Here is a 21,550-nt window from a genome sequence, read left to right on the forward strand (position 1 = left end):
AGGTGACAAGGAAGAAATGCCCGGCGCGAGGTGATGACCGGACATCAACAGGGTACACAGGATCCCGATGGTCGAGAAGAGGGGGCAATGCAACAGGTTGGATAAGGAGGCCACCGCGAAGGTTTGCCGCCACCTCACACCATCTTTAAACCACCTTTAAACGGCGTCAGATTCAATTCTGGCCCTTTCATGAATACGCTGGCGCCAGAAAACGCTCACAGCGGCGCTGAGAGCGTTTGGCGAAGGGTTTGCTCTTTGGCCGCCAAGTCTGTTTTCAGGGCCTGCTGACGCGCCTTGCCCGGGTTGTAGTTCCACCCCGGCTCGATGCCGCTGGGCAATACCTCCACTTCCCCGGTGCGCTTGTTCACCCACTCCCGGTTGCCATCGTTCGGGGCGGCGAACTGATAGCCCTTGGTACCTTCCAGCTTGGCGTATTCGAACTTGCTGATCTGGCGCACCCAGCAGTGACAGCCCCAGCCGTTCGGCGGCATGTGGGTTTGCCACCAGGGATCATCCACGGGCAGGGTGATGCCGTTCCAGCTCACATGCAGGGCGCGGTGCTCGCGGGCGGGCCCCAGCTGATAGACCAGGTAGGGCATGGCCCGCTTGGTGCGCTCGATGCGCTGCCACTGGCCAGCGGCGCGGGCGGTGCGCATGTTGGTGCGGTAGATGGTCTTGATGCGCCCCTCGCTGCCAAGCTGCACCCGCCGGGTTTCGCCGGTGGCCGGGTCGTCCATCTGCTGGATACCCCACCACCCGGATTTGACCAGCAGCGGCTTGATGGCGGCGGCGAACTGCTGATAGGTCTGCCCCTGCTCCAGCGCCTGTTCGACCAGCGCCCGTACTTCGACCAGCAGATCGGCGTTGAGCATCTTGGCCACGGTGAAGGCGTTGGCGTGCTCTTCCTTCCACACGTCGCGATAGTCAAAGCCGGGCTGCAACCCCTTTTTCTTGAACCAGTCCAGCGCCTCTTTGGGCGGAAAGGCGGACGCCTTGGGCTCAGGCATCTTGCACATCCCCCATGCCGCGCAAGCGGAAGGTGTAGTCGGCCAGCTGCCGGGTGAACTGCTCGGCGCTCAGCGACTCCTGCAGGGCCAGCAGGCCCGCATTGAACTCGTCGAAGCTGGCGGCCGTGGCGGCCAGTTCGATGATCGGGTTCATGAAGTCCTCGCCGCCTACCTCGACCCAGTCGCTCATCGCCTCCTCGGTCAGCTGGTCGATGGCCTGTTCGCTCGGCTGCTGGATCCGGTTGATGGCCAGGCGTTGTTGCTGCCTGTTCATGGCCAGCGGCTGCACAGCTTGCACCTGCATGGCGCTCAACGGTTGCAGGGTGACTTCATTCGGCTTTGGCGCAGCCAAGCCGAACTTGTCTTGCATGGCGCTCTCGCTCACCTTCATGCCACGGTCGATCAGCGGCATCAGGCTATCGACCATCATCTTGAGATCTTCCGGCTCCGGTACCCGGATGCAGACGCGCGGGTATACCTTCTGCACGCCCCAGTTCAGCACGATGAACGGCTTGACCAGGTACTCGTTGATGGTGGCTTCGAGCTGGCGGGCATCCCACTTGGCGATGTCCAGGCGCACCTCGTTATGCACCGTGGCCTGAGCGCGGCTGCTGCCATCGTCGGTGGTCATGGTCTGGCCCAGCACCGCCTTGCTGGTCTGCTCGTCCGCCCAGCGGGCCATGTTCTCGAACAGGGTATCGCCGCCGTTGCCCTTTGCCGTTTCGGTCAGCTCGACCATCATACTGTCGGGGATCACCGCGCCAGCGTCGCTGGCAATGGTGGCGATGGCGTTCTTGAGGGTGGCGATCTGCTCGGGGGTGGCGTTGGGGCCGTACTTGCCAACCCGGATAGGAATGCCGAACACTTCGGCGAACGCCCACCAGTCCCGCACCGTGAAGCTTTTCAGCATGTACATCACGGCGCAAAGGCGGGTCAGGCCGTTGCGCCAGATGCTGCCCGACTTGGTGCGCGGCAGGTGGACGATGAACTTGTAGGGTTCCAGCGGCTTGCCCTGGGGAGCATCGTCACTGATAAGCAGAATCTCGCTCAGGGTCTCGGCATCCGGCCGCAGATAGCGGGGGTCCACCCATTTGTAATCCTTGGGAACCCAGCGGGGTGTGGTATCACGGGCGGTATCCCATAGGATCTGGCACACCCCCATTCCCTTGCCCAGGCCATCGAGCAGGTCGAAGAACAGCTCAGGTACCTGGTCGCTCTCCATCAGCAGGCGTACTTCTTCGGCCAACTTCTTGTCAAAGGCATCATCACTGGCGGCTTCGACCGTGGGCGGCAAGGCAGCCACGGCCAGCTTACGGGTGCGCAACACCGATGCGTAGTGCAGATCCCGCTCTTCGATCTCTTCGGCCAGGGTCATGTAATCCTGGGGGTTGTTGCCATCGACCACCGAGCGCAGCAGGCCCGCCAGACGCTGGGGGGTGATGGTGCTGGCCACGCTGTTGGGTCGCGGGTTGCGCACGCTGGTGGTGTGGGCCAGCGCGATATCTTCGCCGAGCGCCGGTTTGTCTGGCTTATAGGGATTGCCCCATTTGTCGAGAATGCTGGTCACAGTAATCCGCCTCCGTTACGCAGGCCACGGGTCAGGTTCATCTGCCGTTGCCCGTCCTGGTCTTTCTGGGGGGCACCCACCTTGGCGATGCGGTGCAGTTCGTAAACATGGCTCTCGGCTCGGCTGGCCAGATAGGCCAGGAAGATAGCGACCGCCGAGTCGCCGTGGCGCTTGTTGCCATCACTGCCCTGGGTGCGGCTGTCGTCGATGCCGGGGGTGCCCCGGTAGATCTGGATCTGCCCAAGGTCGGTGATGATGTCTTCGTGACGCGGCAGCTCCAGCTCATCATCTTCAAATGCCGCCTTGAAGCGCGGCATGTTCTCGCGATAGAAGCCGACCGACAGCATCACCTGCACCACCTCTTGGCCGTAGCGATAGGCGGCCTGTTCGGCCAGGTACTGGCCATTGCCACGGGCATCGAGCCAGATGCCATCCCGGCGCGGCAGGCGATCGCAGATGAAGTAAAGGGCCTGCTCCTGCTGCTTGAATGGCACGTTCTTGAGCTCGACCAGGAACGGTACCCGGCGGCGGGTATCCGGCTTCACCATGATGGGTGCGAACGATGTCAGGTCACCGGAGCGGGCGAAGTCTTCGCCCAGGGCGTGGCGATGGCTGCGGTCCAGCTTCATCAGTTCGGGGAAGACCTCGGCCTCCAGCCACTCCTGCATTTCGGCGTTGCGCTCCGATTCGCTGGCACTGTTGAAGGCGGCCGAGCCCGTGAAGCGCAGCACCGGCCCATCAACCCGGCAGGCCCGTTCGCGCAGGCCACGGGGCAGGTAGGCCCCGCCGCCGCTCTTGGGCTCGCAGTAGTATTCCTCCCGCGCATCTTCTTCGGTGGCGGTGTCGCGCAGCAGGTTGCGCAGCCACTCGTCCTGCAGCTCTTGGGTCCATGCTTTCTTGGTGACCTGGCAGATGCGCTGATAGAGCCCCTCATTGATGGCCGTCTCGATGTCGATGCGGTGCACGCTGAACCGCTTCTTGCCAGCGCGGCTATCCATGATCAGGGTATTGAACAGGTTCTCGATGCCGTTGTGGGTCGAGATGATGCGCACCTTGCTGCCCCACATGGTCAGCGCCAGCGCCGCCTTGAGGATGGCGGCCAGGTCTTTGTGGAAGGCGCCTTCGTCAATCACCACGTTGCCCTGCATCCCCCGCAAGTTGCTGGGGTTCGAGCTGAGCGCCTTGATCTTGAAGCCGCTGGCGAAGTTGATGACATAGACGAGGACGTCTTTGTCTTCATTCCCCAGCACCTCTTCGCCCACTTCGCTGGCGGCACAGTTGTAGGCGCGGGCCCACATGGCGCAGGCGTCGATAAACTCGCGGGCCATGTCTTTGGTGGTGCCGACATAGAAGGTATCGCAGCCGCCGGCGCTGGCGGCCATCGAGCCGTTCAACGCAGCATCGGCCGCCTCTGCCCATGTGAGGCCGGTTCGCCGGCTCTTCTCGGCGATCTTGAGCGGCGAGGTGTCGGCAATCCAGCGCTTCTGATAGGGCAGTAGCACCTCGTTGGGATCGAACTGGCCGCCAATGATGGCGGCCGCGGATTGGTTGCGCAGGGCATTTTCAGCCGATGTCAGGTGGTTCATCACGCTATCCCCAGGATCTTGTTTCTGATGTCGGCGGCCGTCTCTGCAGAGACCCCTGCCTGGGTCACAATCTTCTCGGCAGCGGTGGCGGCCTCGGCGGCGAACGCGGCGCGGATCTCTTTCTCCAGCTTCTGGTTCAAGATGGATGACTGGGAGATCCTCTGATAGGCAAGGGCCAACTGGTTGAACTGCTTGATGTCGATCATCTCGCCGCCTTCCGTGGCTTCCATCAACGCCATGGAGGTTTCCCAGGCCATGGTCTTCATGTTCTCGGCCATCAGGTTGCCGATCTGACTGGTCGGGGCATCCCCCAGTTTTGACGTCAGCACTTCGGCCATTTCCCTCGCCTTGGCGATGCGGCTGCCTGCAGCCTCTACCTGCTTCGAATAACGATTTAGGCCAGTGCGGCTGATCTGCTCTTCCGGCGGCAGGCCAGCTTCCAGGATCAGCTGATTGACCTCAGCCAGAATGGCTTTCTGCGACATGTCGCCAGAGCGCAGCATGGCCGCCAGCTGGCTGCGGATGTCGGCTGGCAGCTGCTGGATCTTGCTCTTGGTGTTCTTGGTCTTTCTGTTCTGGTTATGAGCGGTCATGGTTACCCCAGCAGCTTGTCAACGAGCGGGGCCGTGCAGCCCCAAAGCGCATGGACCGGATCGCCGACGATGGGCAAGGCCAGCAGGTAACCCACGGCCATCATCGCGGCGATATCCAGCAGGCGGGCTTTCATGCGTGACCCAGCCTGCGAGCGCGGCGGGTGGCCCGTTTGGCCTTGGCCAAGCGCTGGGCCCGCTTGACGGACGGCAGCCCACCATTGAAGGCGCGGCGGTAGCGGCTGGCGCGTGTCACCTGCCGGATGATGGTGTCGATGGGAGTGATGCTGGGGTCAGTATTGGCGTTTCTCAACATCATGCTCAGGCCACCCAGCATCAGCCCCACCAGGGCGCTTTTCATTTTCATCAGCAGCTCCCTCATGGTCACACCGGACGCGGTTTTTTGACGCCATCGACCACGGCCTGGCCAGTGGCCACGTCGTCACCCCGGCCGGTCAGCTTGGCCACCAAGGTCTTGCCCACCTCATCCACCGTCAGCAGGCCCTGCTCTTCCAGCCAGCGGATGTGGTTGCGTACCACATCGCGGCTGCAGCTGTGGCCATACTCTTCCAGGCACGAATCCAGGATCGATTCGTTGGCCGAGTAGCCAGCCATTTCCCGCAAGCTGCGCAGGATCAGCAGGCGCTGATCCGACACCACAAATTCTCTCATCGACGTCATATAACCCCCGTTTATTTCTCGTTTAAACGCTGTTCGAGCAGCAGATTGATCTGGTGATTGGTGGGCTTGAGCTGGGCGGTGAGGGCCTTGATGTCCCCCCGTAACCCTTCGAGCTGAATGCCCAGCTCATAGAACTGCTCCTGGGTCGGCAGGTTGTCGACGCGACTTTCGAGGCTGGTAACGCGGGTGGTCAGCTCGTCCATGGCAGTGCTCACTTCTTTCAGTTCTTCGCGGCGGGCAAAGGTCTTGCTCAGCCACAACATGACGATGGTGGCCAGAATCGCCACCCCGGTGGTAATGACGCCCCACCACTTCGGGATCCAGTCAAACTCCATGGCGATGCCTCCCCTCGCGCTCACGCCAGCTCTGGCAAGGGACGCAGCGCACGGCGTCTGGCGCTGCCTCCAGCCGTTCACTGGCAATCTGTTCCCCACAGCTCAGGCAGAAGCGGTTGCCGGCGGCGTCCTGGTCTGGGGTTTCGGTAACGCGCCGGGCAAGCTGGTTGGCCAGGTCGCGGTCGCGGGTCTCTTGCTCGTTTTTCTGGGCACGGTCAAACAGGTCGGTCATCAGCGCCTCGTCAGCAGTTTGGAGACGGTGCCAGTGATGGCGGATTGCACCTTCTGGCCGCTGCTCTTGGGATGGGGGGCGAAGCCGTCCAGGGTGCGCAGGCCGAGATAGGCCCAGGCGGGGGTGCTCAACATGGCGGCCATGCTCCAGTCCGCGCCATCACCCAAGCCCGCGACCTTGAGCCCCTCGAACGCCAGCACATAGAACGCGGTGGCATACCAGGATTGCCGCGCCATCAGCGGCCGGGTATTGCGCACATAGGTGTCGGTGGCGCCGTCGCCGCTGCGGATAGTCTCTTGGGTTTCGTGCTGCTCGCTCTGCTTGTCGGCCAGTTGCAGCTCCATGCGGCGGGTCTGCTCCTTCTCCATCTCGGCCCTGAGCTTATCCAGCTCCAGCAACACGACCGGATCGGTGATGCGGCCGAGCTGCTCTTCGATGCTGGCCTGCTGCTGGGCGGCCGTCAGGCTGATGCCGGAGACCTGCTCAACCATGTCGGCCACCTTGTTGGCAGTGGCGCTGCCGCCAAACATGCCGGCGATACCTCGGATCAACGCGGGGCCCTGCTGCACCGCGAGCGCGGCCAGGGCGGGGATTAACGGGAGCATGGGGATTCCTTATTGGCGGGATCAGCGAACAGGGCACGCAGCCGGGCGCAGTGCTCGGCCACTTTGTCGTTGCCAGTGGTGAGGATGTTGAAACGATGCCGGTGACGGGCATCGTAGATTTCGGATGGAGTGACCGAGCGCCAGCCCTTGGCGAACTGGGATTGCATGGTGCCATCGCGGCTATGCAGCGGCACGGTGCGATCGACATCGCACTCGGCGATGCCCTGCTCGGCGGCCTCGCGCTCGCGCTCCAGGCGCCTGGCGTGGCCATGGTCGAAACTCCACTGCCAGTTGCGGCCCATGTCAGCCACCGTAAACCGGTGCCCAGATGCCGGTGCGCATCTGCTGGGCGTGGCGTTTGGCACGATCGGGGGTCTGCCTGGCCCAGCGGCTGTTGAGCATGCCGGCGGCGGCATCGTTCCAACGGCGCTCGATCACTGCCTGCAGGGTGTTCTTGAAGGCCGCCAGCCCTTTCACGCCCATCTGGTAGGCCATCGACTGCAGTACCGCCAGACGGGCGGGATCTGCCGCACAGATCTGCAGCGCCATGGCGAGCTGCGGCTCGCGGCGCATCTCCACTTCCAGATTGGCGATCAGAGAATCGAGCCAGGCTTCACCGGCCTGCATCGGCAAGGTGAATTGATAGAGCGTGATGTCGGCGCCCTGGGGCCCGATGCGAAAACCGAACCCGACCGTGGGGTATTTCTCGGTGCAGAGATAGGGCTTTGAACGCCAACCCTCCTCGAATTTGATAAGGGCATAGATGGAAGACATGACACACCTGAATAGGTTGGGGATTTAATTCAGTGTGCGTGTGCGGTGGGAAGGGTTGAGAGTGACGGATTTCGCCATGAAATAACAAAGGGCCAACGGGCCCTTTGTCTATTTCAATATGGTGTGGGGTGATATGCGGGTCATATTGCCGTGAATTTCACTAACGTCAAATTAATATAAACGCCCGTGCTTTTTGATTAATGCCGGGGCGGCTTGTTCCGTGCCAGCAAACAGATCCCGCTGGCGGGAACGGGCTTCGAGTTTGCGCATCCTGGCCAGGATATATTGAATCTCCCGCATCGATACCTTGAACTGGCGCGACAGCTCATAGGTGTTGTTGCCGGTGAAGGCCTTCCAGACCATCATGCTGCGCACCATCACCTCGATGCTCTTGCCCCGGGGCAGGTAGAAGCGGGCACCGCCGAAGGTCTGGACGATTTCCGACAGCAGGATCACCGACAGGGATTCATCATTCCGGTGCTGTTCGATGGTGCGCTCGATCAGGGTGTAAAGATCCCGCAGGGTTTCTGGCCAGGCGGCCTCCGCATCTTCATCCAGCAGGCGGTCGAGGTGATGGCTCACCTCGTTCTTGCCCACTGCTTCACCAAACATCTCGATCTGCTCTTCGCGATGGCTCATGGCCGCTCCCTCCCGGATAAAACAACACCCAGCATGGCTGGGTGTTGAGATCATAACCTCCCGGATCGGGGCGCCCAAGGGGCGGGATTTCACTCCAGGGTGACGATGATCTGGTCCTTGTCGCTGCTGTACCAGGTGACCCGATAGGGTTGGATACGGTCCGCCACAGTGGCATTGCACTGGCGAACGTCACCGAAGTCGGCGCTTTCCAGGCGCTGCGCCGGGTTGGAGATCGCCATACCGGGCAACAGGCGGCCCAGCACCTCGGTCACTTCTGGCGAGGCACATGCGGGCAAGGCTTCCTGCCGCATGGCATTGAAGGTGGTAGCACCAACCAGCACAACCACAAGCGCCAACCCGACCCAGCGATTGCTCGGCGCGGGGGCCTTGTCAGCGGGGGCCAGCTTGTTGCGCTTATAGAGGTAGAACGGAAACGCGATGAACCAGATCACCGCCACGAACACCGCCCACCCTGCCGGATTGCGGGCCCCTTTCTTGTATGAATCGAACAGCACCCAGACCGCGCAGGCCAGCACCACCAAACCGATCAATAACGTCATAACGCCTCCAAAATAAAGGCCCATTATTGGGCCTGGTTGTGCAATTCGTCTATGGTCTTGTTTCCATCCAGCACCATCATCCTCGGTGGCCGTTTGCCCGGGTTTTCGAAGGCATCCCGGATCAGGTCATAGCCCGGCTTGGCATCGTGCCGGTGGCTCAGGGTCTCCGGTACCGAGTCACCCCGGGCGAGGATGGCATCGGTCATCAGCCGAATATGCCACTTTTTCAGCGCCTCCAACACCCGTTCAGCTTGCACTGATGTGAGCCATTCTGCCCGGTTGATGCCTGCACCGCCATTGGCATTGGCGGTCATCCGGCGGATGAAATTGCCCAGGGCATCCTCAGACCCGTCATGCAGCAGGCCGTCATTCTTCATGGTGATCCAGATGGCCCGCAGCTTGCGCACCTCGGGGGCCTGCACATGGGCAGCGCTGGGCGGCGAACGGCGGCCCGTCGCGTTGCCCTTCACCTTGAACCCCAGCCCCTTCATGACGGTGATCACAGCCTCCAGCTGGGTGGCCTTGAGCCCCTTGGCAGAGCGGGATCCGGTGACCGACTCCAGCAGGGCCCGATAGTCCTCGTCATCCAGCCCCAATTCGCGGCGGCCAACGTGAACCAGGGTCAACAGGCGTTTGGCATCAGGCTGCATGGCGGCCTCCATTCATCTGGCAAAGGCTGACGAATGCAGCAAGGTGGTCTGGGTCAACCTTTGACATCGGGATATAACTCAGGGTCATCCTCTTCTGACTTATCTTTCCTGAGCATGGGGTCTCGCTGAATATGCGAGCTTCATGGGGGACAGGAAATCCAGCATGCTTGCAATCAGCGATCAGCTCACGCAGCTGGCAGCGGCGTGACGTGGCGCGATATCTTCCGTCTTGGCCATAGATTTGGATGACCAGACTATCGATATGGTGATCGCCACGCGGGTTTTCCAACAGCTTGTTCAGCTTGTGGTAGCGGCGGATCTTGAGCAGCGTGATAGGGCTTGCTACCTCAAGCTCCCCACGGGCACGCAGTTCAGCAACCGCGCTGGAGACATACTGCTCGTTGTAACCAAGCTCGTTAGCCAGTTCTCTCCCGCTCATGTGGTTCCATAGCGGCACCGCCATGATCTCTTTCTTCATTCGAGCCAGGCGTGAGTCCGTCATTTTGCAGCGCGGTTTAATATTCATCGTCTTCGTCCTTATCGTCATTTGTAACGGCTACATAAATCTTGTTGGTCTTGGGCGGGGTGCCATCCCGCCACTGGCGGACGGTGCGGTCCAGCCAGGCCATGGCGTTGTCATCGGCCTGGCGCTCCAGTTCGGCCAGATCCCGCCTGCTCATTCCCTTGGTCTTGCGCTTGGGGTAACAGGCGTGATTGGCTTTGACGTAATTCACCAGGCGGCGCTGGTAGGCGGTCAGCTTCATGCTGCTTTGCCCTCCCGGCGCTTGACGGCGATTTCCCCCTCGCAAGCCTTGCAGTAGTGCTGCAAGCCATCCGGTGCATGGGGGTGATGCCGGGCTGACCAGAAGGCCGTGTCTTGCGGCCAGTATTCGTGGCAGCCAGAGCAGAACTTCTCCAGCCCCATCTCGGGGTCCATCCTGGCTTTGCCAGAGGCCAGCCGTTTTTCCAGCAGGCCCGGCTTCATCAGTGGCGTGTATTCACCGTGCATACGGCCCCCTTGCCATTCCACTGCAGGCTCTCGACCTCCAGCTCTGCCAGCAACTGCTCGGCGCCGCGCAGGGCATCACCGGCAATGTCGTTGGCGTGGTACTTTCTTGCGCCCCGTGACAGGGCGATAAACCGGCGCTGCAGCACCAGCTTCTCCTTCCAGCCCAGGGCGATGGTCATCTCGCCATAGAGCCGGTTTAACAGGTTGTTCAGCACTTCTCGGGTCATAGCGTCCTCACTGGTTTCAGGAGTGGGTTATGACCGGGCCCGGTCGGCTGCTCATCAGTGCCTGGCCACCACACCAGGCAGACGGGGGAACGGCCCCCGTTTCGCTTACTTGCTCAGCGCTTTACGCGCTTTGTTAACGATGGTGGCCAGCATGGCCAGCCTGGATTTCTGGCCCTCGGTGTTGGCGAAGGCGTTGATGAAGTCGATGGCCAGCTGTGCATCGGCCAGTGCCTGCTGCGGGTTGCTTTGCAGTTGGCATTCCAGAGAGCTTTTGCCATCGGCCACGCTGGTGTTGAGCAGGTATTTCACGTTCGACATGTCGCTCACTCCCTATTGCAAGATTTCGTACACCGCCCAGGCGGCAGCCGGGATCAGCAGCGCCCAATAGAGCGCCACCGCCAGATAGAAGGTCCGGGGTTTGATGCTCATCACGCCTCCCGCTTGCCGAAACGGTGGATGCAGGTCATGCACAGGTCGACGCGGGCCTGGGCCCAGTGCTGGTTGATAACGTTCTTGGCCGCCTTCTTGGCCATCACCAACAGGTCCAGGGCGGGGATATAGCGGCCCTCGCGCTCCAGTTCGGCGGCGCGGGTGGCCATTGCCATGTAACCATTCGGGTTACGTGCGATCTCGTCGCCCTTCAAAGCCGGATTACTCATGGTGTTGCTCCTGTTTAAATGCAGTTCAGTGCTTGTCGTAAACGGTGACGATTGAGCCGTTCTTCAAGATGAAGTAGGCATGGTCACATTCGAGGATCCGGCGCGGGCTCCATCCCGCCTCGCGCTGCCGGATCCGCCGCAGCTGGCGTTTGCTTGGGCGCCACGCCCGTGACAGGGCGCCCAGCATCTCCAGTTCGCTGCGGCCGGTACGTTGCACCCAACGCTGGAAAGCGTGGCGGGTGACGTACAGCGGGCCATAGCGGGTTTCAAACTCCATCGTCTATCCCGATAAGCCCAAGGCCTTCGGTCATGATGGCCAGATCTTCTGCGGTAAAGACGGCCCACTCGTCGGGGTTGTAGGGCGGGTTGTCGAGCAGCCCGCACATCCAGCCCAGGGCATCCCGCACCCCTTGCTCATAGGTGCCATCTTCAAACTCGGTGCCCTGGTCTTCGCTCCGGTCTGCCAGCAGTTGGGCCAGCGCCAACTGTTTGATTACTTCTTGTGTCAGGTTCAACATGGCGGGCCTCACAACTTCGACCAGTCGATGACGATGGCCTTGTAGGCCCCGGTGCCGGTCTTCTCGTAGAACCGGATGTACTCGGCCTTGCCGACCACGGTGATGGCGTCGGCGATGGCCTGCATCGCCTCTTTCCACTCCACATCCTGGATATCGAGCTTGCGCAGGGAGAGCACCTGGTTGACGTCCACATGGCCGCCCTTGTTGACGCGGAAGGCGTGATCCACCAGGGCGCGGATCTCGTTGCTGCTGCCCTCGCTCCAGCGGCCGATGCAGGCGTCGATCAGGGTCTTGGCGGTCTGCAGGCGCTCGTCGAACTTGCGGTGCTCTCCGATGGCCCGCACCACCTGGAAGCGGCCATCAAAGCTGGTCAGGGTGACGTTTCCCTTGGTGCCGCCGTACTGCACGCCGTACTCGGCGGCCGACAGATCCATGAAGGCTTCGATCTCCTGGGCGATGCCGGCCTTGCGAGCCAGCAGGCGCAGCTTCTCTTCGTGCGCCTCGTTGCACAGGCGGGTCACCAGGTCATCGCGCAGCAGGTCGAGCGGGGCGATCAGGGACTCCGGTACGAAGTGGCCCAGGGCGTTCTTGCGCAGGTTGTCGGGTTGGTTGGTCATTGCTGTTATTCCTCAAGTGTTGCGATTACATCGCCTGACTGTGGTTTTTCACCGAAGCTTTGAAGGTTGTCACCGACTGCCTCTTGAAGGTTTTGTGTGCCGGCAGATGGGGTCATCCAGTTACCTTCTGGGTCATTAATGACCAGCCAGTTCATGGCTTGAGCTGTGGTCATCCGATGCCATGGGATCACTCGTTTCTGCATCGCTGCCCCTTACGCCGGGAAACCGGCGGCGCGGTGGTGCAGGTACTCGACCGCGGTCATGTTGCCGGTCAGTTCGAAGTCGTCTTGCGGCAGGTCTTCGTGCCAGTGGACGATGCAGCCGCCGAGGCGGGCGGCGTAGGCGCGGCGGCGCAGACCGTTGACCTGCTCTTTCAGTTCGAGCGCATCCCGTTTCAGCTCGTCGGTGGGATAGGCGATCTCGATCATGGGGCGTACCTGGGCAGCCTTGACGGCCAGCACCTGGCAGCCGCTCTTGCGCAGGATGGCGATGACGCGCTGGGCGATAACGCCGATGCTGTTGGTGCGAATGTTCATGCGTTCTCTCCTTGTGAATCACGGGCCAGCGGCGCCCAGAACAGGTGCAGCTGGTCTTCGTCGTAGGCTTGCGCCAGGCCTTTCTCGTTCTCGATCACCACCTCGCCATCACAGCGGCTCACCTCGCGGCCTTTGATGCCGCTCAGCAGGTTGATGTGGGTCCAAACTGGTTGAGGGATTGGGTATGGGGGCTTCCTCATCACACGCTCTCCATGTGGTGCTTCACGCGGCAGTTGAACTTGATGAGCGCGTCATAGGCCGCGTTCATGTCTGCCGCTTCCGGGATGCCGGGAACCAGCAAGGTTTTCCCGTCATAGGCGTGGCGAGCCAACAGGCCGATGCACTCTCCAAGCCTTTCGATTTCTGAGACAGAACAGTCCACCGCATAGATGGGCAAGGCATCGTCGGGGGTTTCACCGCCGAACTCGATCCGGCCGTTGGCATAGGCAAAACAGTGGAAGTGCTTCATAGCTCACTCCCCCTCCAGCTCGTTAAAGGCCACCCGCAGCACCTGCTCGTTGAGCGGTTCGCCGCCGGAGTACATCACTGCCAGCTTGAGCACCTTGCTGACCAGCCGCAGGGCGCCGGGACGTTCGCTGATCTGCAGCAGCAGGGCGCGCTCGGCATCGCCGGTCACGTTCCAGGCATCGGCCACCGCCATTACGTCAGCCTTCTTGGCCTTGGTCAGGGCGCGTTTTTTGGCGACGCGGGAGTAAAGGCGGGCGAAATCTTCGGAGCGGTGGCCGCCGGTCAGCTGGGTGTAAACCCGGCTGTTGCCGACCAGCACCATGCCCACTTCCACCTCTTCCACCAGGATGCGCAGCTCTTCGAGCACGTCGCGGCCAAGGTGGTCCGCTTCATCCACCACGATCAGGCCTTTGGTGGAGAGCAGGCGGCGGCGCAGGGCGCGGGCCAGGGAGCCACGCTGACGCGGGGCGTTCTCCATCCCCAGCTCCATGGCCAGCTCGTAGAGGCATTCGGTCAGGGTGCTGCGGGTCGGGCTGGCGGTGACCATCCAGACGTTGTTGTTATTGCGCTGGAAGTAGCGCAGGGCGGTGGTTTTGCCCACGCCAGAGGCGCCGTGGTTGATGACGATGCTCTGGGTCATCTGGGCGTAGGTCATGTCGGCGACGATCTGCTTGGCGGTTTCGGTCATCACAAAGCCGGGATCGCGGGGGGCGTCGGCACGCTGGTCGCGGGCGGTCAGCCAGTTGGCCAGCTTCTGCAGCATGGCGGTCGGGTCCGCCTTGTAGTTGCCGTTGAGCAGCTGGTTGACGGTCGAGCCAGAGACGCCGATCTCTTTGGCGATCTGCGCCTGGGTGACGGTGCTTTGCTCCAGCAGGGCTTTGACGCGGGCGATCACGTCGATGCCGATGTTGCTGTTCTGGTCTAAAGTGACTACGTTTGACATGTAACTCTCCTTTCAGGCGGCCTCACAGGCCGCTTTTTTCTTGGGTAGACGCCGGTTAAAGGCTGTTTCTCTTCATCTGCTCGGCCATCGCCGCGACGCTCGCCTGATAGCGGGCCTCGTAGTCGATGACGGGAGCGGGTTCAGTCTGGGACTGGCTGGCGGCCAGCGGTGCGGGCTGCACCGCCAGAGCGGCATTGCCGAGCGCCACCGGGCGCACCATCTCCACCACCTTGGTTTCGGGGGCGGGCTCGTCGCTGATGCTGGGCAGCAGGGCGGCGGCTTCGAGGGCAGACATCCCTTGCTGGGCCAGCGCGGCGGCCTTGTTGGCCTTGACGAACTGGATGCGCTTGCGCTTGTGCTCGCGGGCCTGCTGGGTATCGCCAAAGGCGACTTTTCCATGGCATTCCGCTTCGCAGATGGTCTGGCCTTGCAGGGTGGTGACGATCACCGCCTCGTGCAGGCGCTGGGGGTCGAACTTGGCCACCACCTTCTGCCCGGCGTACTGGGCCAGATCGGGGTGGTAGTAGCGGTTGTTGCGGCTGGCGATGGCGCCGCCGGCCTCAAGATGAATGGAACCGTGCTTGCTGACGCGGGTGGCCTCGGCCTGCAGCATCATCATCATCAGTTGCTCGCGGCTGGCCTTGCGCACGGTGGCCTGGGCATAGCTCTGGGCGAAGGCCTGGTCAAAGCTCATGACGCCCCGGCAGGCTTCTGTCTGGCGGCCCAGCTTGGCGTTGTAGAGGGCGACCCCTTCGGCCACGACGCGCAGGAACTCGTCAGCACCCACCGCCCGTTCACCATAATTGTCCGGCTTGGACATGGGGTTGGGGCCGGTGTAGCAGCCAGCCAGCGCCGGGTGCTTGTCGATGATTTCGTCCAGCCCGCCCACGCCGAAGGCACGTTCGATCGGCTTGGCCTGACCGTGCCCCTTGCCCAGCAGCACGCTGGACCAGTGCAGCTTGATGCCCAGCTGCGGGATCAGGCCGAGGGGGTCGTCTGGCTTGACCTTGAAGCGGTATCGGTTCGGCACTCCCCCGGTCATCCATTTGTTGGCGGCGGCGCGGGTGTTATCGATGGTGATCTCGCGCGGGATGCCGTATTGGCTGCAGACGTCCATCAGTGACAGGCGGATGCTGTCGGTGTTCTCGCTGATGTCGGTGCGCCAGCCCACGATCTTGCGGCTGTAGATGTCTTGCCAGAACCAGGTCTTGGGACGGATCACTTCGCCGTTGAACCACTTCACGAAGACGTTGTGCAGGTAGCCGTCGCCGTTGATCCACTCCATGGCGTCCAGCCCTTCGATGGTGCGCTCCTGCGGTGGGTAGAGCTGCATCAGCGCGTGCTCGCCCTGGCGCAGCATCACCTGCTGGGGCTTGGGCACTTCCAGCTCCAGCCGGCGCATCAGGCTGCTCAGGCTGGGCACGGCCCAGGCTTGATCGCGGGCCGCCAGCTTCAACCGCTCATAACAGACCGAGGCGTTAGGCTGCTCGCGGCGCAGGTAGTCGGCTTTGAAGAACTCCCAGGCTTGATCGCTGACGGGAGCCAGCCGGGCGGCGCGGCTTTCAGTGGCGGCTTGCTGCTGCTTGGGCACCAGCACGGCCAGCCAGTCGCAGTCATCGAACCCCTTCACGGCGGCGCAGTAGCGGCGCAGGGTCGGCAGAGCGATGGCGAACTCGGCAGAGATATGCTGGTAGGCCTCCATCAGGGTGCTGCCGTTTGCCACCAGGGCATGCACGGCTTGCACCGCTTTCAGGCGGTCCTTGGCCTTGGCGTGGGCCTTGTCATTGGCCTTGCTCCAGTTGGCCCAGAGCTGCTCTTTGCAGTAGCGCGGCGCCTGGGGCTTGGGCAGATCCAGCGTCATGCCGCCGACCTTTACCTTGCCCGCCTTGCGCAGCAGGGCGGCTTGGACAACCGGCGGCAAGATGCTGATGTGGTATTCAAAAGCCTTTGAACCGGATTTCTTGCGCTTCTTGTCGGCATCGCCTGCACACAGACGATCAAGCTTCGCCCTGGTCTTATGGACGTCAGTTGGCATTACAGAAATGCCTACGCAGTCTTTTGCAGTGATCCATTCCATATCCAGCTCCTTTACGCGCACTTGCTTTCGTAACGGGATGGCCAGATCTGGTCAGGTGTTTTGCCAATAGCTTCGGCAACGATGCGCTCGTACTTTGGGCACCTGAAGCGGAAAACATTGCGAAGAGTTGAAGGTGCTAGGTCATTTTCTCTAGCCAGTTGAGCCAGATTCGTCCCTGCTTTTGCCAGCGCGCATTTCACATCCGCGCTATGCCAATCTGTATTGCCTTGGATCATTTTGATACCCTCAGAAAACTACACCACTGCGCAACTTTCTGGTGTTGCGTTAACGTGTAACACATCATTGATCAGAAAAATTCGCAAAGCAAGTTGGTTGCGAATTTTTCTGTAGATGAGCGCGCAGATAAAAAAAGGGTTGAGTTTTAAATGAAATCAGGCACTTACGATGAAAAATCCATAAATGAAGATAAAAATCCCGAAGGAATTTTTATTGGGATGCGAAAAATTCCATTCGCCGAGAGGTTGAAGGAGGCGATCGGTGATGAGACGGTGCGTAGTTTTTCACGCAGATGCGGATTATCTGAGGCGACACTGAGGGATTATCTGAAAGGTTCCAGCTATCCCACCATTGATAGGCTACAGAAGATAGCAGTCACTGCTGGAATGCCAATGGCATGGTTCATCAATGAGCCATTGGCTATCAATGAAGCACCTGCTTCTTACATAGCTGACACAGAGCTATCTGATGAATTTGCGCTGATACCTGGCTACGCAGTGCAGGTATCTGCTGGGCATGGATCGTTGACACAGAGTGAACTAGAGCCAAGCAGGCACCTTGCTTTTCGCCGCAAATGGTTGAGATGGCGAGGGTTTGACGAAAAAGAACTGGCGATTGTCTGGAGCAAAGGCGACAGCATGGAGCCCACCATCAGTAATAACGACACCCTAGTTGTTCACTTGGGAAGAACCCGTCCTGTCGATGGTCATATCTATGTGGTGCGCAACGACGACCAGCTATGGGTCAAGCGCCTGCAGGTATGGCCGGATACCTGGGTTCTGATAAGCGACAACGCGATCTACCCACCTATGACGATCCAGAAGGACGAGAAGCATACCTTCGAAGTAATCGGACAGGTCGTCCATATCGCACATGACGTGGGGGAGTAAGATGGTTAAGCCTTTGACTTTGCAGGAATCAATCAAACTGAAATGCAGAATTGAGCACGCCTTATCATGCCTTGAAGAATTCGAAGTCGTGACCATTGCGCATCTCAAAACACTGGAAACACTGTGCGATCACACGTCTCGTAGAGAGATTGACGAGGCACGTAAAGAACTGGGCGAACTCTGGTCAGCCGTGTACATAAAAGCTGATAAAGAGGCCCTTACCTATCTGCATAATCAGGACATCCGCATTGAAAGAGCGGCGGCCCAGTGGCAACGCATCCAGCGCACCAAACGCGCCATGCCATACCTCATCTACCAGCTTGGTCCACGTCGTGAGACCTGTGAGCAGCACCTGCAATGGGATGGAGTGCTGTTACCAGTAGATGATTCTTGGTGGTTAACGCATATGCCTCCAAACAGCTGGGGCTGTACGTGCTGGGTGCGTCAGATTTCAAAGTATGAGTACCAGAAGATACTGGCGTCCGGCAAAGCCAGGACGAGCGCAACCGGCGATGGCATCGAGCCTGGTTGGGACTTCAACCCCGGCTTGGGTACCCCTGGCGTTTAAAGCCGCTTTAAAGCCCGCTTCACGAAATCGACTGTGATCAATTCACTAGCGATTTTTTGCCACTTTCGGATCCGTTGATCATTTTGTGGATCCGCGCCAACGAAAACGGCCTGCAGAGTTTCGATCGCTCTACAGGCCGCTTGCCTTCTGGTTTCCCGATCCCATCTATTCCCTCAAGATCCCACTTATTCCCTAACCATTCCCAGTGATCAATTCAATAGGCCCTAAACAGCCGCCCGCCCCCTCGCCATGGGCCGCTGCCAGGATGAGCAACTGGCCCTGCGCGACCTCATCACCGCCTCCCCCTATGCGCGGGCACTCTATGTGCTGGAGGGCCAGCAACTGCGCTGTACCACCCTGCACAGGCCCATCCTCACCCGGGATATTCCTCGCGGCCCGGCGGGCAACCAGACACTGATCCTCGCCAGACACAGCCCCATCACCGGGCAGACCGCCATCCTCTACCGTCAGCCATCCGGCGATCGCACCCTGCTGGTGGAGCTGGACGGCTTCCACATCTTCGGCGCCTTGCAGGCCGTGATGGGAGAGGACAACCTCTTCTTCCTCCTCGGGGACCAGGCCCTCGATGGCCACGGCAGGACCCTGCCCGCAGCCCGCCTGCTGGAAGGGGGACAACGTCTGCAACAGAGCGAGCCCACCGCTCATCCCTATCGCCTGGTGGCGCTCAATGGTTACAAGGAAGTGCTGGCGTTTGCCTGGGCGTACAACCAGGAGAACCTGCTTGCCGCCCCTGTGCTGGCGCTGTTGCTGGGGCTGCTCACCTTCTATCTGAGGGGGCGCAGCGGCTCCCCCCGCAGCGAGCTTGCCAGAGCCATGGCGGCCCGGGAGTTCATCCCCCATCTGCAACCCGTGATGGACAGGCAGGGGCGCCTGCGCGGTTGTGAAGTGCTGATGCGCTGGCGTCATCCCACACAAGGGATGATTGCCCCCAACCACTTCATCCCCCTCGCGGAGGAGTGCGGCTACATAGTACCGATGACCCGCCAGTTGATGGCCCAGACCCGGGATTATCTGGTCGGGGTGGCCGACAGGCTGCCCCCCGGCTTTCACGTCGCTGTCAATGTCTGCGCCCAGCACTTCAAAAACCGGGACATCGTCGCCGAGTGCCGCGACTTTCTTCGCGCCTTCCCGGGCCAGGATCTGCGCCTGGTGCTCGAGGTGACGGAGCGGGAGATGGTGGATGCGGACGAGCAGACCCGCGCCATCTTCGATGCCCTGGACGAGCTGGGCGTGCTCATCGCCATCGATGACTTTGGCACCGGCCACTCCAGCCTCTGCTATCTGCAGATGTTCCATGTGGACATCATCAAAATCGATCGCAGCTTTATCAAGGGAATGAAAGAGGAAGGCCCCTCACGCCATATCGTCGAAAACATCCTGGATCTCGCCCATCGCATGGGGCTGGCTCTGGTCGCCGAGGGGGTGGAGACCCAGGAGCAGGTCGAGATGGCACGCCACTATGGCATCGACTACCTGCAGGGCTTCTACTTCGCCAAGCCGCTGCCACCGGCCCAGTTCACTGATCTCCTGGCCAGCGCCACACGCCCGGAGCCATCGCGGCCCCATGCCGGGGTGAGCCTCCTTCCCTAACGGGGGGCGACGGGCAGCCAGTACTCCATGGTGGCGTCGGGCTGCTGGCCGTCAAAGCCGGGAGCATAGCGCTCCAGTTCGAAACCGTCCAGCCCCCGGTATGCCGACTCCGGCAGCCAGTGCAGGATGAACCAGTGCAGGCTCTCCCCCAGCTGGGCAATGGGTCCTTTGTGGGTGAGCACGGCATACTCCTGAGCCGGCACGTTGAGACTCGACAGGCCGGGGGGCGCAGGCGCCGTCGTGGCCACTCCGGCCCAGTAAGGCAGCCGCTCCCCTGCCCCCGACACATCCACCACCCCCAGCCACTCCCTCGACAAGTCCAGCGCCCCCGTCTCGCGCAGCGCTCGCCAGATGGCGGGCACCGTCTGCTGAAAATCCGGTGAGGCATCGAACAACCCCCGGATTGTGCCCCTGACCCCCTGCAAGGTGAACGCCGGCAGGCTCTCTATGCGCACCTGCACCAGGTTGGGAGAGGCAGAGCGGGGGACCGCCGCCCGCACCAGGGGCGTGCGCAGCCCCAGCCGCAGGCCCCGCTTGCGATACGCCAGCGGCGAGCAGCCAAATTGCTGCTTGAAGGCGCGGCTGAAACTCACTTCGGAGCCAAACCCGTGATCCAGCGCCACATCCAGCACCCGCAGCCGGGTGGAGAGCAGCGCCTCCGCCGCCATGCTCAGCTTCAGCTCGCGCACATAGTGAGCCACCGTCTGGCCCGTCTCATGCAGGAATACCCGTTGCAACTGCCAGCGGGACCAGCAGCTCTGCCGGGCCAGCGCCTCCAGGGAGAGCGGCTGATCCAGATTGGCATGGATGTAGTCGAGCACTCGCTCGATGCGGGTGAGGTGGGCGCGCGCCTCGGGTGCCGGCTCACGGAGTGGGTGGGGAGAAGTCGGTGTCATGATGCGCTTGAGACCACGCCAGCAGAGGGCGCTCTGGCCCGGGAGGTCCACATTAAACAGGGGTGTCGCGCCGACCGCAAGGCCGGCGCACCGCCTGGCTATTCATCCCGCCTCGCTCAAGGTAGACGGCTCTGGCCATGCTCGGCAAAGTGGCTGCGAAGGGAGCTGATCACCCGCCGCACCTTCTCCGGGATCTCCCGCTGGGGGGTGATGGCATGGATCTCCATGGGAGGGGCCAAAAAGCCCGGCAGCAGCACGAGCAACCGACCGGTGGCGATATCTTCTTCTATTTCACCTTCCGGTTGCAGCGAAATCCCCTGCCCTGCCAGGGTAAACTGGCGCAGAGGCAAGACGTTGTTGCACAGCACCCTGGGCTTGGGCTTGATCTTGTGGGCCTCCCCCTTCTCGTCCAGCAGCAGTATCCCACCCCCCAGCATGTCCGAAGCCAGCCAGTCGTGGGCCAGCAGATCCGCCGGGCTGCGCGGCGTGCCCTTGCGTGCCAGATAGGCGGGCGAGGCACACAGCAGCATCCGGGTCTGACCCAGCCTGCGCGCCACCAGGGTGGAATCTTCAAGCGTGCCGACCCGCAGCGCCACGTCGATGCGATCCTTGATGAGATCCCGCTTCTCGTCGTCGGCAATGATCTGGATGCCCAGGCCCGGGTGCGCCTGCAGTAGCGGCGAGAGCGCCCGCGCCAGGGGCTGGCCCGCCATCCCCACCGGCGCGGTGATCCGCACTTCTCCGAGCAGGCTGTCGCGCACCTCCGAGAGGCGCAGCTCGGTGTCGTTCAGGGTCTGCTGCAACGACTGGCAACCCTGCCACACCACCTCCCCCGCCTCCGTCAGGCTGAGGCGGCGGGTGGAGCGGTGCAGCAGGGGCAGACCGAGCTGGCTCTCCAGTTGACTGATATGCTGGCTGACGGCGGACGGGGTCATGCCGAGGGCCTTGGCGGCGCCGGTCATGCTGCCCGCCTCCACCACGGCGGCGAAGATGGCGTAGCGTCTGAGCTGATCCATTATGAAGCCCTGCTTACAAGTGAATGCAATTTTAAGTGGATTATTAAATCAC

35 protein-coding genes, 1 other RNA gene and 1 pseudogene are annotated in these 21,550 nt (G+C 61.5%); 3 read left to right on the top strand and 34 right to left on the bottom strand.

Going from position 1 to position 21,550, the window contains the following annotated elements:
* Positions 1–215: 215 nt before the first annotated feature.
* The 32 genes from AB5Y53_RS06625 to AB5Y53_RS06780 form a co-directional block, all read right to left on the bottom strand.
* Positions 216–1,007, bottom strand: coding sequence for a phage minor head protein (locus tag AB5Y53_RS06625; RefSeq protein ID WP_368181407.1), 792 nt, complete (start codon positions 1,005–1,007; stop codon positions 216–218).
* Complete coding sequence (locus tag AB5Y53_RS06630; protein ID WP_368181409.1) at positions 1,000–2,574, bottom strand: DUF935 domain-containing protein; 1,575 nt, start codon at positions 2,572–2,574, stop codon at positions 1,000–1,002. The genes AB5Y53_RS06625 and AB5Y53_RS06630 overlap by 8 nt, the downstream gene beginning before the upstream one ends.
* The gene (locus AB5Y53_RS06635; protein WP_368181411.1) at positions 2,571–4,160 is read right to left on the bottom strand and encodes a terminase family protein; all 1,590 of its coding nucleotides are present in this window, start codon (positions 4,158–4,160) and stop codon (positions 2,571–2,573) included. Before AB5Y53_RS06635 ends, AB5Y53_RS06630 begins: the two co-directional genes overlap by 4 nt.
* Positions 4,160–4,753 (bottom strand): DUF3486 family protein, encoded by a 594-nt coding sequence (locus AB5Y53_RS06640; RefSeq protein ID WP_368181412.1) that lies wholly within the window; start codon positions 4,751–4,753, stop codon positions 4,160–4,162. Before AB5Y53_RS06640 ends, AB5Y53_RS06635 begins: the two co-directional genes overlap by 1 nt.
* Before the next feature lie 2 nt (positions 4,754–4,755).
* The gene (locus AB5Y53_RS06645; protein ID WP_265344171.1) at positions 4,756–4,887 is read right to left on the bottom strand and encodes a hypothetical protein; all 132 of its coding nucleotides are present in this window, start codon (positions 4,885–4,887) and stop codon (positions 4,756–4,758) included.
* Positions 4,884–5,117 carry a hypothetical protein gene (locus AB5Y53_RS06650; RefSeq protein WP_368181413.1) on the bottom strand — a complete coding sequence of 78 codons (234 nt, stop codon included), beginning with the start codon at positions 5,115–5,117 and terminating at the stop codon, positions 4,884–4,886. The genes AB5Y53_RS06645 and AB5Y53_RS06650 overlap by 4 nt, the downstream gene beginning before the upstream one ends.
* Positions 5,118–5,134: 17 nt before the next feature.
* Positions 5,135–5,431, bottom strand: a complete 297-nt coding sequence (locus AB5Y53_RS06655; RefSeq protein ID WP_005301742.1) for a hypothetical protein — start codon at positions 5,429–5,431, stop codon at positions 5,135–5,137.
* Positions 5,432–5,442: 11 nt separating this feature from the next.
* Positions 5,443–5,766 (bottom strand): DUF2730 family protein, encoded by a 324-nt coding sequence (locus AB5Y53_RS06660; RefSeq protein WP_005301745.1) that lies wholly within the window; start codon positions 5,764–5,766, stop codon positions 5,443–5,445.
* Positions 5,756–5,998 carry a TraR/DksA C4-type zinc finger protein gene (locus AB5Y53_RS06665; RefSeq protein ID WP_368181414.1) on the bottom strand — a complete coding sequence of 81 codons (243 nt, stop codon included), beginning with the start codon at positions 5,996–5,998 and terminating at the stop codon, positions 5,756–5,758. The genes AB5Y53_RS06660 and AB5Y53_RS06665 overlap by 11 nt, the downstream gene beginning before the upstream one ends.
* Positions 5,998–6,603, bottom strand: a complete 606-nt coding sequence (locus AB5Y53_RS06670; protein ID WP_368181415.1) for a hypothetical protein — start codon at positions 6,601–6,603, stop codon at positions 5,998–6,000. Before AB5Y53_RS06670 ends, AB5Y53_RS06665 begins: the two co-directional genes overlap by 1 nt.
* Positions 6,591–6,905, bottom strand: a complete 315-nt coding sequence (locus tag AB5Y53_RS06675) for a hypothetical protein (protein WP_368181416.1) — start codon at positions 6,903–6,905, stop codon at positions 6,591–6,593. The genes AB5Y53_RS06670 and AB5Y53_RS06675 overlap by 13 nt, the downstream gene beginning before the upstream one ends.
* 1 nt (position 6,906) lies before the next feature.
* Positions 6,907–7,377, bottom strand: coding sequence for a lysozyme (locus AB5Y53_RS06680; RefSeq protein ID WP_326510961.1), 471 nt, complete (start codon positions 7,375–7,377; stop codon positions 6,907–6,909).
* Positions 7,378–7,548: 171 nt separating this feature from the next.
* Complete coding sequence (locus tag AB5Y53_RS06685) at positions 7,549–8,016, bottom strand: Mor transcription activator family protein (RefSeq protein WP_368181417.1); 468 nt, start codon at positions 8,014–8,016, stop codon at positions 7,549–7,551.
* An 89-nt stretch (positions 8,017–8,105) separates the two neighbouring features.
* Positions 8,106–8,576 (bottom strand): hypothetical protein, encoded by a 471-nt coding sequence (locus AB5Y53_RS06690; RefSeq protein WP_368181418.1) that lies wholly within the window; start codon positions 8,574–8,576, stop codon positions 8,106–8,108.
* 23 nt (positions 8,577–8,599) lie between these two features.
* Positions 8,600–9,226, bottom strand: a complete 627-nt coding sequence (locus tag AB5Y53_RS06695) for a gp16 family protein (RefSeq protein WP_368181419.1) — start codon at positions 9,224–9,226, stop codon at positions 8,600–8,602.
* The gene (locus AB5Y53_RS06700; RefSeq protein WP_368181421.1) at positions 9,216–9,752 is read right to left on the bottom strand and encodes a hypothetical protein; all 537 of its coding nucleotides are present in this window, start codon (positions 9,750–9,752) and stop codon (positions 9,216–9,218) included. Before AB5Y53_RS06700 ends, AB5Y53_RS06695 begins: the two co-directional genes overlap by 11 nt.
* Complete coding sequence (locus AB5Y53_RS06705) at positions 9,742–9,990, bottom strand: hypothetical protein (RefSeq protein ID WP_368181422.1); 249 nt, start codon at positions 9,988–9,990, stop codon at positions 9,742–9,744. Before AB5Y53_RS06705 ends, AB5Y53_RS06700 begins: the two co-directional genes overlap by 11 nt.
* The gene (locus AB5Y53_RS06710; RefSeq protein WP_223954579.1) at positions 9,987–10,235 is read right to left on the bottom strand and encodes a hypothetical protein; all 249 of its coding nucleotides are present in this window, start codon (positions 10,233–10,235) and stop codon (positions 9,987–9,989) included. The genes AB5Y53_RS06705 and AB5Y53_RS06710 overlap by 4 nt, the downstream gene beginning before the upstream one ends.
* On the bottom strand, positions 10,211–10,462 hold the full coding sequence (locus AB5Y53_RS06715) for a hypothetical protein (RefSeq protein WP_263685618.1): 252 nt from the start codon (positions 10,460–10,462) through the stop codon (positions 10,211–10,213). Before AB5Y53_RS06715 ends, AB5Y53_RS06710 begins: the two co-directional genes overlap by 25 nt.
* 41 nt (positions 10,463–10,503) lie before the next feature.
* Positions 10,504–10,569, bottom strand: an RNA gene (locus AB5Y53_RS06720) — hammerhead ribozyme type II.
* Positions 10,568–10,780, bottom strand: a complete 213-nt coding sequence (locus AB5Y53_RS06725) for a hypothetical protein (RefSeq protein ID WP_368181423.1) — start codon at positions 10,778–10,780, stop codon at positions 10,568–10,570. Before AB5Y53_RS06725 ends, AB5Y53_RS06720 begins: the two co-directional genes overlap by 2 nt.
* Positions 10,781–10,890: 110 nt before the next feature.
* Complete coding sequence (locus AB5Y53_RS06730; protein ID WP_368181424.1) at positions 10,891–11,121, bottom strand: ANR family transcriptional regulator; 231 nt, start codon at positions 11,119–11,121, stop codon at positions 10,891–10,893.
* A 25-nt stretch (positions 11,122–11,146) separates the two neighbouring features.
* On the bottom strand, positions 11,147–11,398 hold the full coding sequence (locus tag AB5Y53_RS06735) for a hypothetical protein (RefSeq protein ID WP_103259281.1): 252 nt from the start codon (positions 11,396–11,398) through the stop codon (positions 11,147–11,149).
* On the bottom strand, positions 11,388–11,639 hold the full coding sequence (locus tag AB5Y53_RS06740) for a hypothetical protein (protein ID WP_368181425.1): 252 nt from the start codon (positions 11,637–11,639) through the stop codon (positions 11,388–11,390). The genes AB5Y53_RS06735 and AB5Y53_RS06740 overlap by 11 nt, the downstream gene beginning before the upstream one ends.
* An 8-nt stretch (positions 11,640–11,647) precedes the next feature.
* Positions 11,648–12,256, bottom strand: a complete 609-nt coding sequence (locus tag AB5Y53_RS06745) for a DUF3164 family protein (RefSeq protein ID WP_368181426.1) — start codon at positions 12,254–12,256, stop codon at positions 11,648–11,650.
* 5 nt (positions 12,257–12,261) lie between these two features.
* Positions 12,262–12,459: a hypothetical protein gene (locus AB5Y53_RS06750; RefSeq protein WP_368181427.1), complete on the bottom strand. Its 198-nt coding sequence runs from the start codon at positions 12,457–12,459 to the stop codon at positions 12,262–12,264.
* Positions 12,460–12,468: 9 nt separating this feature from the next.
* Positions 12,469–12,792, bottom strand: a complete 324-nt coding sequence (locus AB5Y53_RS06755) for a hypothetical protein (protein ID WP_368181428.1) — start codon at positions 12,790–12,792, stop codon at positions 12,469–12,471.
* The gene (locus tag AB5Y53_RS06760) at positions 12,789–12,992 is read right to left on the bottom strand and encodes a hypothetical protein (protein WP_368181430.1); all 204 of its coding nucleotides are present in this window, start codon (positions 12,990–12,992) and stop codon (positions 12,789–12,791) included. The genes AB5Y53_RS06755 and AB5Y53_RS06760 overlap by 4 nt, the downstream gene beginning before the upstream one ends.
* A complete protein-coding gene (locus AB5Y53_RS06765) occupies positions 12,992–13,261 on the bottom strand; it encodes a hypothetical protein (protein ID WP_368181431.1) in 270 nt (89 codons plus the stop codon). The genes AB5Y53_RS06760 and AB5Y53_RS06765 overlap by 1 nt, the downstream gene beginning before the upstream one ends.
* 3 nt (positions 13,262–13,264) lie before the next feature.
* Entirely contained in the window at positions 13,265–14,203 is a 939-nt protein-coding gene (locus AB5Y53_RS06770; RefSeq protein WP_368181432.1) for an AAA family ATPase, read from the bottom strand.
* Between the two features lie 55 nt (positions 14,204–14,258).
* On the bottom strand, positions 14,259–16,238 hold the full coding sequence (locus AB5Y53_RS06775; RefSeq protein WP_368181433.1) for a transposase domain-containing protein: 1,980 nt from the start codon (positions 16,236–16,238) through the stop codon (positions 14,259–14,261).
* A gap of 53 nt (positions 16,239–16,291) precedes the next feature.
* On the bottom strand, positions 16,292–16,516 hold the full coding sequence (locus AB5Y53_RS06780) for a helix-turn-helix transcriptional regulator (RefSeq protein ID WP_082044036.1): 225 nt from the start codon (positions 16,514–16,516) through the stop codon (positions 16,292–16,294).
* A 150-nt stretch (positions 16,517–16,666) separates the two neighbouring features.
* Here AB5Y53_RS06780 and AB5Y53_RS06785 point away from each other — a divergent pair, with 150 nt between their 5' ends.
* The 3 genes and pseudogenes from AB5Y53_RS06785 to AB5Y53_RS06795 all read left to right on the top strand — a co-directional run.
* The gene (locus tag AB5Y53_RS06785; RefSeq protein ID WP_368181434.1) at positions 16,667–17,407 is read left to right on the top strand and encodes an XRE family transcriptional regulator; all 741 of its coding nucleotides are present in this window, start codon (positions 16,667–16,669) and stop codon (positions 17,405–17,407) included.
* A gap of 1 nt (position 17,408) precedes the next feature.
* Entirely contained in the window at positions 17,409–17,975 is a 567-nt protein-coding gene (locus AB5Y53_RS06790) for a phage minor head protein (protein ID WP_368181435.1), read from the top strand.
* Between the two features lie 246 nt (positions 17,976–18,221).
* Positions 18,222–19,586: pseudogene (locus AB5Y53_RS06795) on the top strand (EAL domain-containing protein); the annotation flags it as partial.
* Here AB5Y53_RS06795 and AB5Y53_RS06800 read toward each other — a convergent pair.
* Positions 19,583–20,482: a helix-turn-helix domain-containing protein gene (locus AB5Y53_RS06800; RefSeq protein WP_368181436.1), complete on the bottom strand. Its 900-nt coding sequence runs from the start codon at positions 20,480–20,482 to the stop codon at positions 19,583–19,585. The pseudogene AB5Y53_RS06795 and the gene AB5Y53_RS06800 overlap by 4 nt on opposite strands.
* Before the next feature lie 116 nt (positions 20,483–20,598).
* On the bottom strand, positions 20,599–21,498 hold the full coding sequence (locus tag AB5Y53_RS06805) for a LysR family transcriptional regulator (RefSeq protein WP_368181437.1): 900 nt from the start codon (positions 21,496–21,498) through the stop codon (positions 20,599–20,601).
* Positions 21,499–21,550: the final 52 nt, after the last annotated feature.

The organism is Aeromonas sp. R7-5, from assembly GCF_040908015.1.
GTDB lineage: Bacteria > Pseudomonadota > Gammaproteobacteria > Enterobacterales > Aeromonadaceae > Aeromonas > Aeromonas caviae.

Excerpts from the sequence above, each read along its gene's own strand:
- AB5Y53_RS06660 (WP_005301745.1), bottom strand. The coding sequence starts at position 5,766 with ATGGAGTTTGACTGGATCCCGAAGTGGTGGGGCGTCATTACCACCGGG.
- AB5Y53_RS06635 (WP_368181411.1), bottom strand. The coding sequence starts at position 4,160 with ATGAACCACCTGACATCGGCTGAAAATGCCCTGCGCAACCAATCCGCG.
- AB5Y53_RS06750 (WP_368181427.1), bottom strand. The coding sequence starts at position 12,459 with ATGCAGAAACGAGTGATCCCATGGCATCGGATGACCACAGCTCAAGCC.
- AB5Y53_RS06765 (WP_368181431.1), bottom strand. The coding sequence starts at position 13,261 with ATGAAGCACTTCCACTGTTTTGCCTATGCCAACGGCCGGATCGAGTTC.
- AB5Y53_RS06650 (WP_368181413.1), bottom strand. The coding sequence starts at position 5,117 with ATGAAAATGAAAAGCGCCCTGGTGGGGCTGATGCTGGGTGGCCTGAGC.
- AB5Y53_RS06680 (WP_326510961.1), bottom strand. The coding sequence starts at position 7,377 with ATGTCTTCCATCTATGCCCTTATCAAATTCGAGGAGGGTTGGCGTTCA.
- AB5Y53_RS06695 (WP_368181419.1), bottom strand. The coding sequence starts at position 9,226 with ATGCAGCCTGATGCCAAACGCCTGTTGACCCTGGTTCACGTTGGCCGC.
- AB5Y53_RS06780 (WP_082044036.1), bottom strand. The coding sequence starts at position 16,516 with ATGATCCAAGGCAATACAGATTGGCATAGCGCGGATGTGAAATGCGCG.
- AB5Y53_RS06625 (WP_368181407.1), bottom strand. The coding sequence starts at position 1,007 with ATGCCTGAGCCCAAGGCGTCCGCCTTTCCGCCCAAAGAGGCGCTGGAC.
- AB5Y53_RS06670 (WP_368181415.1), bottom strand. The coding sequence starts at position 6,603 with ATGCTCCCGTTAATCCCCGCCCTGGCCGCGCTCGCGGTGCAGCAGGGC.
- AB5Y53_RS06805 (WP_368181437.1), bottom strand. The coding sequence starts at position 21,498 with ATGGATCAGCTCAGACGCTACGCCATCTTCGCCGCCGTGGTGGAGGCG.
- AB5Y53_RS06675 (WP_368181416.1), bottom strand. The coding sequence starts at position 6,905 with ATGGGCCGCAACTGGCAGTGGAGTTTCGACCATGGCCACGCCAGGCGC.
- AB5Y53_RS06690 (WP_368181418.1), bottom strand. The coding sequence starts at position 8,576 with ATGACGTTATTGATCGGTTTGGTGGTGCTGGCCTGCGCGGTCTGGGTG.
- AB5Y53_RS06665 (WP_368181414.1), bottom strand. The coding sequence starts at position 5,998 with ATGACCGACCTGTTTGACCGTGCCCAGAAAAACGAGCAAGAGACCCGC.
- AB5Y53_RS06785 (WP_368181434.1), top strand. The coding sequence starts at position 16,667 with ATGAAATCAGGCACTTACGATGAAAAATCCATAAATGAAGATAAAAAT.
- AB5Y53_RS06770 (WP_368181432.1), bottom strand. The coding sequence starts at position 14,203 with ATGTCAAACGTAGTCACTTTAGACCAGAACAGCAACATCGGCATCGAC.
- AB5Y53_RS06655 (WP_005301742.1), bottom strand. The coding sequence starts at position 5,431 with ATGACGTCGATGAGAGAATTTGTGGTGTCGGATCAGCGCCTGCTGATC.
- AB5Y53_RS06730 (WP_368181424.1), bottom strand. The coding sequence starts at position 11,121 with ATGAGTAATCCGGCTTTGAAGGGCGACGAGATCGCACGTAACCCGAAT.
- AB5Y53_RS06745 (WP_368181426.1), bottom strand. The coding sequence starts at position 12,256 with ATGACCAACCAACCCGACAACCTGCGCAAGAACGCCCTGGGCCACTTC.
- AB5Y53_RS06725 (WP_368181423.1), bottom strand. The coding sequence starts at position 10,780 with ATGTCGAACGTGAAATACCTGCTCAACACCAGCGTGGCCGATGGCAAA.
- AB5Y53_RS06715 (WP_263685618.1), bottom strand. The coding sequence starts at position 10,462 with ATGACCCGAGAAGTGCTGAACAACCTGTTAAACCGGCTCTATGGCGAG.
- AB5Y53_RS06740 (WP_368181425.1), bottom strand. The coding sequence starts at position 11,639 with ATGTTGAACCTGACACAAGAAGTAATCAAACAGTTGGCGCTGGCCCAA.
- AB5Y53_RS06645 (WP_265344171.1), bottom strand. The coding sequence starts at position 4,887 with ATGAAAGCCCGCCTGCTGGATATCGCCGCGATGATGGCCGTGGGTTAC.
- AB5Y53_RS06705 (WP_368181422.1), bottom strand. The coding sequence starts at position 9,990 with ATGAAGCTGACCGCCTACCAGCGCCGCCTGGTGAATTACGTCAAAGCC.
- AB5Y53_RS06760 (WP_368181430.1), bottom strand. The coding sequence starts at position 12,992 with ATGAGGAAGCCCCCATACCCAATCCCTCAACCAGTTTGGACCCACATC.
- AB5Y53_RS06775 (WP_368181433.1), bottom strand. The coding sequence starts at position 16,238 with ATGCCAACTGACGTCCATAAGACCAGGGCGAAGCTTGATCGTCTGTGT.
- AB5Y53_RS06790 (WP_368181435.1), top strand. The coding sequence starts at position 17,409 with ATGGTTAAGCCTTTGACTTTGCAGGAATCAATCAAACTGAAATGCAGA.
- AB5Y53_RS06800 (WP_368181436.1), bottom strand. The coding sequence starts at position 20,482 with ATGACACCGACTTCTCCCCACCCACTCCGTGAGCCGGCACCCGAGGCG.
- AB5Y53_RS06700 (WP_368181421.1), bottom strand. The coding sequence starts at position 9,752 with ATGAATATTAAACCGCGCTGCAAAATGACGGACTCACGCCTGGCTCGA.
- AB5Y53_RS06710 (WP_223954579.1), bottom strand. The coding sequence starts at position 10,235 with ATGCACGGTGAATACACGCCACTGATGAAGCCGGGCCTGCTGGAAAAA.
- AB5Y53_RS06685 (WP_368181417.1), bottom strand. The coding sequence starts at position 8,016 with ATGAGCCATCGCGAAGAGCAGATCGAGATGTTTGGTGAAGCAGTGGGC.
- AB5Y53_RS06755 (WP_368181428.1), bottom strand. The coding sequence starts at position 12,792 with ATGAACATTCGCACCAACAGCATCGGCGTTATCGCCCAGCGCGTCATC.
- AB5Y53_RS06640 (WP_368181412.1), bottom strand. The coding sequence starts at position 4,753 with ATGACCGCTCATAACCAGAACAGAAAGACCAAGAACACCAAGAGCAAG.
- AB5Y53_RS06735 (WP_103259281.1), bottom strand. The coding sequence starts at position 11,398 with ATGGAGTTTGAAACCCGCTATGGCCCGCTGTACGTCACCCGCCACGCT.